Annotated in this window: 10 protein-coding genes; 3 read left to right on the top strand and 7 right to left on the bottom strand. The window is 55.2% G+C overall.

What is annotated here, in order from left to right:
- Positions 1-213: 213 nt before the first annotated feature.
- From AACH87_RS14565 to AACH87_RS14555, 3 genes are all read left to right on the top strand, one after another.
- Positions 214-1,344 carry a hypothetical protein gene (locus tag AACH87_RS14565; RefSeq protein WP_338795190.1) on the top strand — a complete coding sequence of 377 codons (1,131 nt, stop codon included), beginning with the start codon at positions 214-216 and terminating at the stop codon, positions 1,342-1,344.
- Between the two features lie 335 nt (positions 1,345-1,679).
- Positions 1,680-1,958: a type II toxin-antitoxin system Phd/YefM family antitoxin gene (locus AACH87_RS14560; RefSeq protein WP_338795189.1), complete on the top strand. Its 279-nt coding sequence runs from the start codon at positions 1,680-1,682 to the stop codon at positions 1,956-1,958.
- Positions 1,955-2,377 carry a PIN domain-containing protein gene (locus tag AACH87_RS14555; protein WP_338795187.1) on the top strand — a complete coding sequence of 141 codons (423 nt, stop codon included), beginning with the start codon at positions 1,955-1,957 and terminating at the stop codon, positions 2,375-2,377. Before AACH87_RS14560 ends, AACH87_RS14555 begins: the two co-directional genes overlap by 4 nt.
- A gap of 843 nt (positions 2,378-3,220) precedes the next feature.
- Here AACH87_RS14555 and AACH87_RS14550 read toward each other — a convergent pair.
- The 7 genes from AACH87_RS14550 to AACH87_RS14520 form a co-directional block, all read right to left on the bottom strand.
- Positions 3,221-4,369, bottom strand: a complete 1,149-nt coding sequence (locus tag AACH87_RS14550; protein WP_338795186.1) for a hypothetical protein — start codon at positions 4,367-4,369, stop codon at positions 3,221-3,223.
- Between the two features lie 14 nt (positions 4,370-4,383).
- Positions 4,384-5,343, bottom strand: a complete 960-nt coding sequence (locus tag AACH87_RS14545) for a protein kinase (RefSeq protein ID WP_338795184.1) — start codon at positions 5,341-5,343, stop codon at positions 4,384-4,386.
- A gap of 221 nt (positions 5,344-5,564) precedes the next feature.
- Positions 5,565-6,566, bottom strand: coding sequence for a site-specific integrase (locus AACH87_RS14540; protein WP_338795183.1), 1,002 nt, complete (start codon positions 6,564-6,566; stop codon positions 5,565-5,567).
- Positions 6,567-6,716: 150 nt separating this feature from the next.
- Entirely contained in the window at positions 6,717-7,565 is an 849-nt protein-coding gene (locus AACH87_RS14535) for a hypothetical protein (RefSeq protein WP_338795182.1), read from the bottom strand.
- 81 nt (positions 7,566-7,646) lie between these two features.
- Positions 7,647-8,834, bottom strand: a complete 1,188-nt coding sequence (locus tag AACH87_RS14530; RefSeq protein WP_338795181.1) for a GIY-YIG nuclease family protein — start codon at positions 8,832-8,834, stop codon at positions 7,647-7,649.
- Complete coding sequence (locus AACH87_RS14525; RefSeq protein WP_338795180.1) at positions 8,827-10,947, bottom strand: DEAD/DEAH box helicase; 2,121 nt, start codon at positions 10,945-10,947, stop codon at positions 8,827-8,829. The genes AACH87_RS14530 and AACH87_RS14525 overlap by 8 nt, the downstream gene beginning before the upstream one ends.
- Positions 10,944-13,733 (bottom strand): DNA methyltransferase, encoded by a 2,790-nt coding sequence (locus tag AACH87_RS14520; protein WP_338795179.1) that lies wholly within the window; start codon positions 13,731-13,733, stop codon positions 10,944-10,946. The genes AACH87_RS14525 and AACH87_RS14520 overlap by 4 nt, the downstream gene beginning before the upstream one ends.
- Between the last annotated feature and the right edge of the window lie 191 nt (positions 13,734-13,924).

Raw genomic sequence — 13,924 nt, 5'->3', positions numbered from 1 at the left:
CAGGCGGCTTTTGCTGCGCTGACCACTGACTGCAGCAACTGGCTTCAGCAGCCATCTGCACTCAGAGCCATAAAACAAAAACTGTAAATAACTTGTGCATCAGCAGCATGGTGCACAGCGCCTGATTGCACTCACACGAAGCAGCATGCCTACGGCGGCAAGTTCAGATCAGTGCCAGCACGGCGCCAACCCCATGCGGCAGATGCAGTCGATATGCCCGAGAGCTATCGGCTCCATCCATCAAGTGTTGAAAGCAGTGATATGAAAATCCGTCCAGTTGTTATGCAACCTACTCCCCAACCGCCCCTCGTAGACGGTCTGGCATTTATCTTGGCCTGGTATGTGGATCGCCTTGATCAAGATGCTCTGCTCCAGAATCTGCGGAGTCGTATTAACAAGCTGATCGAATCTGGTGTTTGCGAGCGCGCCTATCTTGGGAAGTCCAGATACCGCGAGAATTTCCGCATCTTGCTTGGCGGAGGCGGCAAAGCGCTGGTACAGATCGGCGCCGTTGACTCCGTCCGCCAGAAAGGCAGCATTCGCATTGAGTGCAACCCCGCAAAGTTTGCCGATGGCGACGCCCAGCAAATCCATCGTGTTATGCGTGATCTGATCGGTCGCCGTGAGTACAACGATTTGATGCACCGCCCGCTGCTGAACGTCATTCACTTTGCGGTGGACATCTACCATGCAGCGTTGACCCGGATGCTGGTGCGCTACGACAACGGCCAGCGCATGAGTGTGATGGCAAAGCGCGTCGGCAAGGGCGGCTTCATCGAGGGCTACAACTTCGGCAGCGTTAGCAGTGACTACGAGACAACCGCCTACAACAAGCAGCAAGAGCTTGTTCACGCAGCGATCTTGGCGATTGCCCAGTCCGGTTCGTCCGGCTTCAACGATGATCCGCTGAAGGCCAACAAGATCAAGCAGTTGAAGCGAGTGCTAGGCGGTCCTGAGGTCGTCCGCGTTGAAGTGCGCGGCAAGAAGATGCGCGGCCTGCCGCTGTGGAAGCTGCCACAGCAGACCAACCGCTTTGCCCGCTTCCACTTTGCCGATCTGTCTGCCAGAGGCGCAGAGCTTGAACCGCTGGTCGAAAAATCGCTTCTTGCGATGTGTCGCCAGGACGGCGTCAAAGCTGCTCTGGAGGCATTCAAGCACACCGATCACGCGCGCAAAGTGCATGCGTTCTGGCGCAGCCATCAGACTGCATGGTGGAAACCGGAAGAGCTGTGGCAGCAGGCGTGCGATGCGCTGCGCGATACAGGCATGTTCCCGCCAGAAGCGTTTGAGCCACCAGACAGCCATGCAGAGCAGCAGCAGCAAAAGCGCCATCGTTTGCGTTGAGCGATCAACCGGCTGGTTCGCGTCTTGAGCGCTTTTGAGCCGTCACGGCACCATCTGTGTCAGCCGAGCAGAAAAGTACGCTTGATGGCCGTTTTGGTGGCCGCAATCGGCATGTCAAACATCAGAATTTGGCCCGCTAGCGGTAGTGGCTCTGGCTGAAGTCCAGCAGCGTCCAGCACAGCAAATCTCATGCTTTGGTTACATGGTGGCTGTTACCAGCGGCTTAAACATCTTTGGCGTCGCCCATCTCGCAGCAACACCCCTATGCACTTTGACAGCCTACATCGCATAGCTTAAAATGTGTACACATTGATTCACAAATAAGGAGTTCGGCCATGGAAGCCACAAAGGTAGGAATCCGCGAGTTCCGCGCGGACTTGGCTGAGTACATCGCGGCCAGCAGCCCTGTTGCTGTGACTCGTCACGGTCAGACGGTCGGCTACTTCATCCCCGTGCACGGCCAGGCCGAGGCGGATTTGGTGGCCTTGAAGAAAGCTAGCCAGTCACTCGATAAGCTGCTGTCTGCTCAGGGTGTGGATGTAGAGGACATAGTTGCTGACTTCAAGAAAGCCCGAAAGAAGAGCGCTCCTGCCACCAGTGCCAGGGCCAAATGAGCAGCGCGGCAATCGTTCTGGATGCCAACATCCTGATCCGTGCAGTGCTGGGCACGCGTGTCCTCGAACTGATTCAGGCTCACGCTGATACCGTGAAGTTCTTTGCCCCTGATGTGGCGTATGCAGATGCACGGAAGTACCTGCCTGCGCTGCTGAAAAAACGAGGCGTTGATCCCATCCCCGCCATGCTGGTCCTCGATGCTCTTGAGCGCATCGTTCATCCCATGGATATGGAGGTTTACGGGGGGCTGCAGCAGCAAGCCCTGCGCAGGATCGAGATGCGTGATGCCGACGACTGGCCGGTACTAGCATGTGCGATGGTGCTTGGCTGCCCTGTCTGGACAGAGGACGCAGACTTCTTCGGCACTGGGGTGGCGACATGGACTACAGACCGGATCGCGCTGTTTTTGGGCGGGTGATGGGGACGCGTCGACTATCGTTGACTCTTGCCGGATTCCAGAAAATGGCTTGTTGCAATCGGTCATGTACGCTCACGAGGCGAGGGTGCCTTCGCTATAGTTCTGGTCCAGTCTGGCTCCCCAGGCCCAGTTTGTGATCGAGACAAGACCCAATGACAAGAGGTATGCAGTTTGAAGAACGTCGGATTCGACACAGAAGAACAGTTGGTAAAAGCCATTGTGGCGTGCACTCGGCGTGCGCAGCGTCGTGACTATCGAGTTGAGTTGGAGCTAGACGCAGGTGTGGGGATCGCCGACCTCGTACTTGCAAAGAGAGCTGCAAGGACCACGGGTGCGCTCAGAGCGCTATCAAGCGTCAATCCGCGCCTTGCTGTGCTGCTGAGCCATGGTGTTGGATCAACGATCAGTACCAGAGCAGCTCTGGCAAGCGCGTTAGGCACATCTGACGGTGGGGCGCAACGCGTTCTTGCTCAGCTGTCCTCTGCTGGCCTTGCATGTGGGTCTGCTAAGGAGTTTTCTATTTCAACAGTATCTACCCTCCCGTTTGAAAGGGTGATTGCGGTTGAGGCCAAGCTCAGCGAGTGGAAACGCGTGCTTGTACAGGCATACAGGAATTTGCAGTTTGCGGATGAATCCTGGGTTGTTCTCGATCACGCGTATGTGCGGCCTGCACTTGCCCAGATTGGCAGGTTCAAGTCTCTCGGTATAGGTTTGGCGTCCGTTGACAGCCAGGCTGGACTCTACATCCACTCAGCCGCTGTCTTCGGAGGCCCAATGAGCATCGCCAAAAGATGGCAGGCTCAGGCAGTTTTGGCTGCCCGGGTAGTGGCAAAGCGGCCTTTACTAGAACGTTTCTAGGGCTTCCGCCCATGAGGCAAGGTGGCCGTTTCTCCCATGTCGTTCAAGCGGAAGGCGAGACTCTAACGCCTGATACATCCGCTGTGCATGAGCTACCCGACGTTTGAGCATTGACAGTCGTTCATCCAAGCTCATCGCACGCAACTCGTTAACGTGAGCCTGCATGTTGAGGAAATAGTGCTTGTAAAGCGCAGGTTGGTTAAACGTAGGCTCCACCGCCTGTGAGAGCGCGTTCTCAGCCCAGTCAGTGGGGTGATATACCTGTCGCCATATTTCCGGCGCTAGTGTCCGAATGCGTTGGGCATCTTCAAACTGAACCCAGTTCAAAAGTCCAGCCAGATATATACGCGCTTTGGGCCCTCGTACAGCACCGTCGGATTCAACAAACTTGTCTTCCGAGAAGATGCGCGTGTTCTCAAATGCGCCCATCGTGATGTTGGGATCACCGATAACAGAGTAAAGCAGGCCTTCTGTGTTCGTGTAGCCAATCGTCAGTTGTAGTCCGGTCCCCATCACCTCCCTGAAAAACCGCAAGGTCTCCCTCAAAAAGTCAGCGTCTTGTACCTGTTTGGTGTCTCGCTCAAACTCGTACATGAGATAGAGCTCGTCCACTTGGTGGAAATGAGTAATCCAATCAAGGAGCATCCTACGCCAGCTGGCATGCCTAATCATGCTTGCCTTGACAGCGAGCGACAGGCATAGCGGTCTGTTGCCAGCAACGGCAAGAAATGGGTTAACCGAGAACTCCTCTTGCATCTGAAAGTACTCGGGATACATCTCCTTCAGGAAGCGGGTCGGAACTACGATCTTGCGAAAGCCCTGGTCGATCTGGAAATCCACACAGGCCTGCGCGACTTGGGACGAGTGTTCAGCAAATGTCCCGGTTTGAAAGCCCCCTGATGCCTGCTCAGGAAAAAACGGATAGGACAGCAGCTTTCGCTTGCGGGAATTCGGCAGATAGAACTGAGGGTCGAAAAGCGACGCGGCCCGCGTCGCAGGAGCGAGCTTTTCGATTGTCGGCAGCGCTTGGTGAAGTGGGCTCAGTACAAGTCCGTCTCCGCACCGCTCGCTAAGAAAAGACTCAATGTTCCAGTTTGCGTTGTGTCCGACCTGATGGAGCAGTCCAAGCGGCATGCCTTTCCTCCTAATTAATGGTTCTGGTTGAGGCCGCAAAGTGCCTCAAGTTGCTCAACAAAAATGTTGGGCGTGCGTTGCCGCTCAAATTGCGCCTTCTTCATGGCTCTCTCTACGAAATCGGAGAAGGACTGCGAGACTTGCACGAGTTCAGCTAACGGCTTGGGATCGTGTTTTAGAGTTGCGATCTGAACATCTAACTGGTCCATGTCGTTATCCCAATGGAATGGATGGATACCCGACGCCAGAAGGTACATCACCACACCAATTGCAAAGAAATCCGTTTTGAAACAGATGAGCGCGCGTTCGTCCCTAAACTGCTCTGGAGCAGCATAGCCCGGGGTTAGGGGGGCAACGAAGCCGGTTTGCGTAAGTCCTTTGGCGCCTGTCTCACGGACCACGCCTAGGTCGATGACAACAACCTCCCCGTTTGGCCGAACAAGGATGTTCGGCGGTTTGATGTCACGGTGCACAAACCGTTGTGGATGAACCCACAGTGGCATCAATGCGTTTGCAACTCCCAGGGCGAGCGTAGCGATACGCTTTTCATCGCCGCAGTAATGCTGCCAAATGTCCTCAAGCGGGTTCCCTTCGATGAATTCTTCGATGGTCACATAGAGCCGCTCCGCAAGCGGCTCGTCGGTTTCCGGATTGGTTTTGAACAAGTTGGCGTACAGAAGCTTCGGAAAATTGGCTGGCCTGACCGCTGCCAAGATGTCAACTTCAGCCTGAAGGCGAGCAATAGTGTTGGTGTCTGCACCAGACACCACCTTGACGACGACGTTGCCCCATGACTCCCAGCCCCATAGGAATGGGCTGTCATCTGGATCGTCAATATCCAGAACCTCAAGACTGGCGACAGTCTCCGCTGCTCTGCGCATATCCTCAGGAATCAAGGAATCTTGAAATCTCGCCAAGTACACAACACGCTGCCCGGAGGGTGCAAGGGCACGGTCGATGATTAAACTCGGCATGCAAACGCGCAACTCGTTTCTTAGACGCACTGAATCCGATGGCAATGGAGCCCTCCCTAGCCTTGATCGTTTATCGTCGCCCCGGCGGATAGCCCGAAGCTACGTTACGAAAGATAACAGACAAGCCGCATTGGTGGCTATTAAACAAGTGCCGAGCTGACCGCTGATACCACCCAAAATGCGACGGTCATGATGATTGGTGGGTGTAAGAAATTGATCTATCACAGCAAACTCGGAATCTTCCTCCGCGCGACAGGGCGGATGTACTTGGCCAAGGTCACGTCTGACTTGTGCCCGGTTTGCTCACGTATCTGCCATGGCTGCAGACCTTTCTCCGCTGCGCTTGTGCAATAGCCAGCCCTCAAGCTATGGCCGCTGACTTTCTTCGCGTCCCCGCCAACACGCTCCACAGACGCCTTCACCACTAGCGCTACGGACTGCGCGGACAAGCCCCGCCGTGCAACACGGTCATGGCGGCTGACAGCACGAAACACAAACCCCTCATTGATTTCCGATACGTCCAGCCAGTGCGTCAAGGCACGCACTGGGCAGCGGTCTCCATTGGCGTGTGGGATGAAAACCGTGCGTCCATGGCCTTCTTGATCGGTCTTGCTGGATGGCAAGAAAATCTCCACGCCATTCGACAGGTGGGTCAGATGCTCCACTCGCACAGCCACAAGCTCCGATCTGCGCATGGCCGAAGCAAAACCCACAAGCAGCAAGGCTCGATCCCGTGCCGCTTTGACGGGCTTCGTCTGCCGGTCGATCATCACCAGCGCCGCCAGCAGATCGTCCTTGACCATCGGCTGAACCTGCCGCTGCTTGGTGCCCAGGATTCGGCGAATGCCCTGCATCACGCGCTTGACGGTTTCGCTGCGGGCCGGGGACTCCAGATTCTTTTCGAGGTGAGCTTTGTGGATCGCGGTCAGTCTTCTTTCCAAGGTGGCGACTGACAATTTTTCCGCGCACTGGGCCAGGTATTCGGCCAGAGCCGCAGGGCTGGCTGGAACACTCCCGCCGTTGGCAAAAAAATGCTTCAGATCAGAGGCGTACGCGCGCTTGGTAGCCGCTGACTGGCTGGCCGCTATGAACTGCTCGGCTATGGCCGAAAAACCGCTCAGAACGCTCTCCGGCGGCGTTTGCGATGTGGTGTTGGATGTGTTGGTGCTGCGAGCCGACAAAGCTGCGCCAGCGCCCTCCTGCGGAGTGCGAATTTTCTTCATGGTGAGTCCTATGGACGGGTTGGAAAAACAATAAAAAACGGCCCGCGAATGGGGCCGTTATGGTGGTTATCTGGCTAGCGCTAACTGCGTCTTATCACTACCTAGAATCAATATTATAAATTAAATCGGAAATTTATGAGCGGGTAGTATTTAGTCGCTTGATTTCAATGCTGATTCATCACACGATGCGCAAAATTTCTCACCTGGAAAGCCCAGCATTTCATTGCTGCAGGTGGAGCAGTGTAGGAAATATGCAAGCCCTTTGTATTCTTGGATAATACGATTTTTCGCAGGGTGTCGATCTTGGGGGAGCCGTATGAATTCGCTTTTCCCGTTGATGCGCACTACATGGCCATGTGGCGCGATTCGCGGAAATCGTTTTTTCCTGAGAGTTGCATTCCTAATCTTCGGGGAGATTCTTTGAAGTGGCAACCTGTATTCATGATTTTCACTGATGCCGAGGCTTCGATGCCTGCTGATCAAAATCACCTCGTTCGGTGTCTCAATTGCATCCCACGTTGCTGCCTCCTTTGCTTTTTGCCAATCACTTGCCAGAATTTCATCGAATAGGTCAAGTAATCTCTCGCCGCTCATGGAGAGCGCAAATTTTTCATCAGTTCTTTCAATATGCAAAAAGCAATACCTTATCGAGCGTTTCTTCAGTCGGGCGAGAACAATTCTCCTAAGAAAGGAGTATGTTGCATTTCTTGAAATATCTTCAATCTCATCGGATGTCAGTTCGTCTCGACTTTTGAAATGTGTAGGGACTATTAGCAATAGGTCATCGGAATGAGATGACCAATATAGAGCTGGTTGAGGGGTGGTGTACTCAACAGCGTTTGTCAGACTTCCAATAAGCCCATTCTCTGATAGGAGTTGGCGACAACTTTCCGCTATTTCATTAACAAGCTCTTCGTTCGCATTTCTCAGGCTCCAGTCCCTTGGGCGTTTTCCGGGCAAAGGTTTTGTAGATGACACTCTTTTGGGTTCGTGTGGCATTAAGAGCTGTCCTTAATCTTTTGCTATAAACTTCCTTGTGGGGCGTTGTTGTTCGCAAAAGAGTCTATTGTGAAAAGAGGCCTAATCACATCCTTTAAGGCTTGCTTCGGAGGCGTCATACGTTACCCCTGCCAGCGTCCCATCAAACAACCGTTGGACAACCTCGTCAATCACGTGCAGCGGCACAAGGAACCATTCGCGGGGCTTCACTGGCTTGCCAAAACGGTCCTCAATGGTGAGGTCCAGTTGAGCAGAGCTGAACACCCGATGGAAGAGGCCCTCCAGCTTCACGCGATTGACGTTGTGGAGCTTGTAGGTGGCAACGATTTCCACACCTGCCAGCAAGTACGTCGGCTGGTTCTCGGCACCCGCGATCCGCGTTTCGACCTTGCCTCCGGTCACCCCAATCTTGTGAATCAACTCACGGTGCTGCACCACGAACGGGTGGTCTGATTTGCTGCGCAGGACGTAAATCGTGCCTGTCTCAATGTCCTCTGGCTCCACTTCGTCGCTGAACAGTGGTCCCATGTTGGGATCGGTGAGTCGCCTTCCCGTGTCGTCTTTGTAGAGCGCACGCTGCAAAGAGCGGCGCAGCAGGTTGCTCTCTGTGCCGTTGGAGTAGATGACGCGCAGACGAGCATCGTTCTCGCCGTTCGGTGCTTTGATGGTCTCTCCGACCTCCGCTACATAGGCGAGCTGACCACCCAAGATGAAGTAGTTGCCATCGGCAATGCTGGCATCACGCCCGAAGCGCAGCGCCTTTCGCACGCCAGATTGCAGGTCTTGCTCCACTTGCTCGAACAAGGGGTGGAACCGCTCAAAGTCCTGACACGCTGTCCGATCAGCCACTTCCTCTGCGGCGCGTTTCTCCGTGCTGGATCGGACATGCCGCAGTACGGTGATGTCATCCCCTTCGACCGTCTCGTCCCCGATTCCCAATTCAGCCAGCAGAGCATCCTCATCGAGTGCGTCCACATCTACTGTCGCGATTTCGTGGCCTTCGAGCAGCTTGGGGGTGTCCAGTTCTGCAAGCAGGGTTTGAGCCTCGGGCAACTTCCGCAGCTGATCCAGCCGAACGGCATACAGACGTTCAAAGATGTCTCGATCCTCGCCATGCTGGGGTGCTCGGCCATGGGTTTGATGAAACCGCAGAATGTCCTCAAAGCCAGCGATGATGCGCTCTTCACGAGGGGTACGGCTAGACGTTTTGAGCGGCGCTACCTCTACGCCCAGTGCATCCAGCAGTTCGTCATCATCAATATCAGCCATTGCTCTGTGCTCCTTGCGCCTGGGCTGATTTTGCGAGTGCGCGATAGCGGGCGAACGCTGCTACACCTTCGGCCATGCGCTTTTCCCAAGCATCGGCAGAGTTGATGTCCGGCAAGCGGCCACGCTCGTTCTTGAACTGCAATGCACGTTTGGAGAGGTCACGCGCCTCTTCTTCCGTCAAGCTCACCTTCTTGGCGGCGATAGCGGCTTGCACTTGGCGCAATGACTTCTCATCCATGGCCTTGGCAAGCACAGCGTACGCAGCATCAAACGGGTTGATGCGGTCGATGAGATCAATGTCCAAGTCCTTCACGTTGACGAACTTGCGCACGCCATCAATCAGGGCGGTGCTTCCTTGCCCCGTGCCACTGCCGCTGGCATCTGCGTGAGCCAAAGCCAACTTCGCTTGCTGGGTGATATTCATTGCGGCAATGGCGTGTTGACGGATGGCCTCTTGATCAGCATCGCTCAGCTCGGGATAACGCTCGCGCACAATCTTGCCCATGCGCAGTTGGGTCAATTCCTCCGGCAGCGTGTTTTCCTTATCGAACAGCCCGCGTTCAAGCGCTGTCTTGTCTTGCAGAAAACTCGTGACGACCTCATTCAGGTCTTCTTTGCAAATGCGGGTGGCCTCCGGCGTCTCAGGCTTGGTGAGGCCTGCGATCTCCAAGTGAATCTGTCCCGTGTCCTTGTTCACCCCGATGTTGTTTCCACCCTCCTTGTAACCTTCGTCGCCATAGTCGAAGCCGTCCTGGGGACCCGCGTTCTTCGGCGTGAACTCGTAGCGGGGTGCCAGAACCTGCTCCATCAGCAGGCTGGCAGAGATGGCTTTGAGCATGTCGTTCACAGCCTCAGCCACGGCGGATTGCTCTGCGGTGGGTTCCGCGATCAAGTTGGTGAACCGTGACCGCTCTTTGCCTTTGGCGTCACGGGTTGCGCGGCCAATGATCTGCACGATTTCGGTCAGGCTGCTGCGGTAGCCGATGGTCAAGGCATGCTCACACCAAATCCAGTCGAAGCCTTCTTTGGCCATGCCCAGCGCGATGATCACATCCACATGGTCACGGTCATTTTTGTGGGCTGGGTCTTTCAGCGCTGAAAGTACGCGAGAGCGCTTCGCCGGATCACTGTCGTCAACAAGGTCCGCCACCTTCAAGGTTCGGCCTTGTGGCGATTCGACCAAGTGAAAGCCAGTGTCGGGGTCCACACCCTTCCATGTACCCAGGCCGTGCATGATCTCGTCCACCTCGCGTTGCTTGTCCTTCAAGCTCTCACGCGCATTCACGTTGGGGATGTGAACGATGGTTTTGAGTGCTGGGTCCAACACTTTGTTGACCGCATCGACATAGGTTCCGGTGTAGAAGAAGTAACCGATGTCTAGCGATTTGAGCCACTGGTAGCCATTGAGCTGCTCGTAGTACGTGTACGTCACCGTCTCGAACCGGGATTCGTCCTGCGGACCCAACACGGCCTCACTGTCTCCACGGAAGTAAGAGCCCGTCATCGCCACCAAGTGAACCTTGTCACGGGCAATGAAGGCACCCAGTTGGCTGCCCAGTTTGTTGTCCGGGTTGCTGGACACGTGGTGAAACTCGTCGATCGCGATCAAGCGGTTGTCGAATGCGTTGATGCCCAGTTCCTCGACAGCAAAGCGGAAGGTGGCATGGGTGCAGACCAGCACCTTGTCATCGCTGGCTAAAAACTGGCGCACTGCTTCCACTTTGGAATTGGCCGTGCGTGGCTCATCCCCGCCTGGCGCATTGCACAGGTTCCACTGAGGGGCCACCTTCCAGTCCCAGTAAAAGCCGAACTGGGTCAGCGGCTCGTCGGCAAAGCTGCCGCCAATGGAGCGCTCGGGCACCACCACGATGGCCTGCTGCAAACCCTGGTTGTTCAGCTTGTCCAGAGCAATGAACATCAGGGCACGGGACTTTCCGGATGCCGGGGGAGACTTGATCAGCAGGTATTGCTCACCACGCTTTGCGTAGGCACGCTCTTGCATGGCACGCATGCCCAGTTCGTTGGCTTTGCTCGACGCCCCAGTGCGTGCGGTGGTGATGGACACCGATGGCACGGTGTACGCATTGGTCGGGTTGCTTGCTTGATCGCTCATACGGTTTTCTTTCTCCCTCGGGTTGCCTTGGCAGCAGGCTTGGCCTTGTCTGCGGCAGTCATCTTGGTGTACAGCTCGAACAGCTTTTCCAGCCGCTCCGTGTCGTTCTTGAATCGGCGGCCTATGTAGATGCGCTCCAACACTTCGTCATTGCGCTCATGGGCATGACGCAGGTTGTCCGGCATGGTTTCTGGATCGTATAGATCGGCGATGGTGGCTGGAAAGTGAGCTTCACGTGCCAGCAGGATGTCCTCTGCGCAGCGGGTTAGGTCAGCCTTGTTTTGCTCGGTGAGAAGCGGCACTGGGAAGGTGTTCCAGCCCAACGTGTTGGAATAGCGGAAATCGGTTTTCATCTTGCCGCAGACCGTACCGATCCAAACCAAATGCAATCGCGAGGCAATCAGCGCCATGTTCCAAAGTGGCGCATCGTAAAGCGCGAAAGCGAGGTTGCTGACGATAGTTTCTGATGTGGAGTAACCAACGGGAAGATAAGGGCGAGTCTCAGAGGAGACCGTGGGAATGATGATCGCTGTCTTTTCCGAAACCCCTGCAATCTGTACGAAGCGATGAGGACGTTTGGCAAACTGGCGTGTAGATTCCGCAGGTGAGTTACTGCGATTCTCGGCCACGAGTTTGAGACACTGTGCAATAAAGTGGCTTTTCTTCGCCTCCTCCACTGCTTCGTCTTCAATCCAGAAGCAATATCGCAGCTTGCCGTTGATAAGCTCTTCGGAGCCGCAGAAACGCTTGATGAAACGCTGCGCCACTACATCACCAATTGCAACCTTCGCCGCGACTTCTGTATCCATCAGAAGATGGCCGCCATCACGTGGCATATTGCCGAAAAGCATTGGCGCTTGCTCACCGATAGGCTGACTAGTCTTCTCGACGTATGCAAGACTGTTGGGTAGTAAGTACGGGCCAATCGCCGAGCACTGCTTCACCAATTCACTTTCAAAGAGAAATTTGGAAGCGTTTGATTTTTTTCCTAAGCCTACGATCACCACCGTCACTGCGGCGTTGTTGCTGGCGAGGTTGTTCCACTTGAATGAGGTGTGGGCAAAACGGATCTCACAGCCACGCCCAAACACGTTAGGCCAGACATCGCTCGCCTGCTGACCTTGACATACGCTATTGGTTGCCACGAAAGCTGAAATAGCAGTTGGCTCTTTGTCTGCATAATCTAAAAATCGTGCAAACCACCCCGTTACGAAGTCTGTGGTCTTGGCAAGTTTAGGATGCCTGCTCCAAGCATTTGCTAAGTCTGCTTTCTGCTCCTCAGTCTGCCACTTACTACCTCTATATGGAGGGTTACCACAGATGTATGTTTCCCCACCTTCATTAACGAAGTCGATTTCTGTTTGATCAAGCGGTGTGTTGAACAGGTCATCCCCAACCACCTTTACCCCTGTGCCGGTGGGTGGGCAGATACTCAACCAGTCCAGCCTAAGCGCATTGCCGCAAACGATCCAGTTCTGCGCATCTAGTGGCAGAAACTCTGCCAGTGCATCCTTTTGACCGCGATAAATAACGTCACACTGGAATTCCGCAATGATGAGCGCCAAGCGCGCAATCTCAGCGGGGAAATCACGCAGTTCAATCCCTCGAAAATTGGTTAGCGGGACCTCACTCCGCAGGTGCAGCTCCCCCCTACGCCGGTTGATCTCTGCCTCGATCTCGCGCATTTGCTTGTATGCGATAACCAAGAAGTTCCCCGACCCACATGCAGGATCAAACACACGGATGCGAGCCATGCGCTTGCGCAGGTTCAGCAGTTTGCGTTCGTTGTCACCAGCCTCCGCCAGTGCTGCGCGCAGATCGTCCAAGAACAGCGGGTTCAGCACCTTCAAGATGTTGGGCACACTGGTGTAGTGCATGCCCAGGGCTCCGCGCTCATCGTCGTCAGCCACTGCCTGAATCATGCTGCCGAAGATGTCGGGATTGATTTCGCGCCAGCTCAGTGCACCCGCGTGCATCAGGTAGGTGCGGGCCATGCGCGTGAATCGCGGCACCTCTGTGCTGCCTGAAAACAAGCCTCCGTTCACATACGGGAAACCGTTGGCCCAATTCGGTAAGCGTGGATCGGCGTTGGCACGCTCAGTCGCCTTGATGTTCATGGCGCGGAAGATTTCAGACAGCACCTGATGTGTGTTGCTTCCGTCGTTCGCGCTCATCTGGTCCACGGTCTGGGTGAACAGGCCTTTGCCGTTGAAGATGTCCGTGTCTTCGGCAAAGAAACAGAACACCAGCCGTGCCATGAAGTGATTCATGTCGCTGCGTCGTTCTTCCCTGGCCCAGTCAGGGTTCTCACGGAGCAATTCAACGTAGAGCTTGTTCAGACGCCCTGTGGCTCGAACGTCGATGGGGTTGTCCTTGATCTCCTTAATCGTGGAGATGCCCGCCAGCGGTAACAGGAACCCGAAATGGTTCGGGAAGTCCTCAAAAGCACACGCGATGGTCTCACCGCTGATCAGCTCTTCGGCTTCGAGTGTCTGACCATCGGTTGCCAAGATGAACTTGGCTTTGGCCTTGGTGGTGGCGGGGCTGTCTCGCAGAGTGCGGAGCGATTCACCCACAGCGCCAGCGTCGCACACAGCAATGTGGATGTTGTTGCGCAGGAGAACTCCGCCAGGCACGTCAGAGGCGTTGTTGTTGCCTGTGCGAAGGCGTTTGAGGGTCGTTTCCTTGTTACCGAAGGCAGCAAGGAAGGCGTAAGGAAATTCCGCAGCGTCAAAGGGCTGGGCAGCGAGGTCTGATACGGCTGACTCGATTTCGACCGCGTTCATGTTTTGTGGGGGCAGCAGTTCATTCTCTTGGGATGGTAGCGGCGTTTGCATGGCGCATTTGGCTCGCCCTATGAAGGCCAACTTGAAGAATGCGCATGCCCTCGGTGAGGGGGGGGGCCGTTCAACCGAGCGATCTATCAAAGTAGCCGCGTTCAACTACGTACCTGAAACGCGGGTCAAAGCCTCAGCGA

The sequence above is a fragment of the Acidovorax sp. DW039 genome (assembly GCF_037101375.1).
Classification (GTDB): domain Bacteria; phylum Pseudomonadota; class Gammaproteobacteria; order Burkholderiales; family Burkholderiaceae_C; genus Acidovorax.
Note: the sequence above shows the minus strand (reverse complement) of the source record. Positions and strands in the feature narration are given on the sequence as shown.

What these genes read in the sequence shown, in the direction of transcription:
- AACH87_RS14565 (WP_338795190.1), top strand. Translation starts at nt 214, where the DNA reads ATGCCCGAGAGCTATCGGCTCCATCCATCAAGTGTTGAAAGCAGTGAT.
- AACH87_RS14560 (WP_338795189.1), top strand. Translation starts at nt 1,680, where the DNA reads ATGGAAGCCACAAAGGTAGGAATCCGCGAGTTCCGCGCGGACTTGGCT.
- AACH87_RS14555 (WP_338795187.1), top strand. Translation starts at nt 1,955, where the DNA reads ATGAGCAGCGCGGCAATCGTTCTGGATGCCAACATCCTGATCCGTGCA.
- AACH87_RS14550 (WP_338795186.1), bottom strand. Translation starts at nt 4,369, where the DNA reads ATGCCGCTTGGACTGCTCCATCAGGTCGGACACAACGCAAACTGGAAC.
- AACH87_RS14545 (WP_338795184.1), bottom strand. Translation starts at nt 5,343, where the DNA reads ATGCCGAGTTTAATCATCGACCGTGCCCTTGCACCCTCCGGGCAGCGT.
- AACH87_RS14540 (WP_338795183.1), bottom strand. Translation starts at nt 6,566, where the DNA reads ATGAAGAAAATTCGCACTCCGCAGGAGGGCGCTGGCGCAGCTTTGTCG.
- AACH87_RS14535 (WP_338795182.1), bottom strand. Translation starts at nt 7,565, where the DNA reads ATGCCACACGAACCCAAAAGAGTGTCATCTACAAAACCTTTGCCCGGA.
- AACH87_RS14530 (WP_338795181.1), bottom strand. Translation starts at nt 8,834, where the DNA reads ATGGCTGATATTGATGATGACGAACTGCTGGATGCACTGGGCGTAGAG.
- AACH87_RS14525 (WP_338795180.1), bottom strand. Translation starts at nt 10,947, where the DNA reads ATGAGCGATCAAGCAAGCAACCCGACCAATGCGTACACCGTGCCATCG.
- AACH87_RS14520 (WP_338795179.1), bottom strand. Translation starts at nt 13,733, where the DNA reads ATGAACGCGGTCGAAATCGAGTCAGCCGTATCAGACCTCGCTGCCCAG.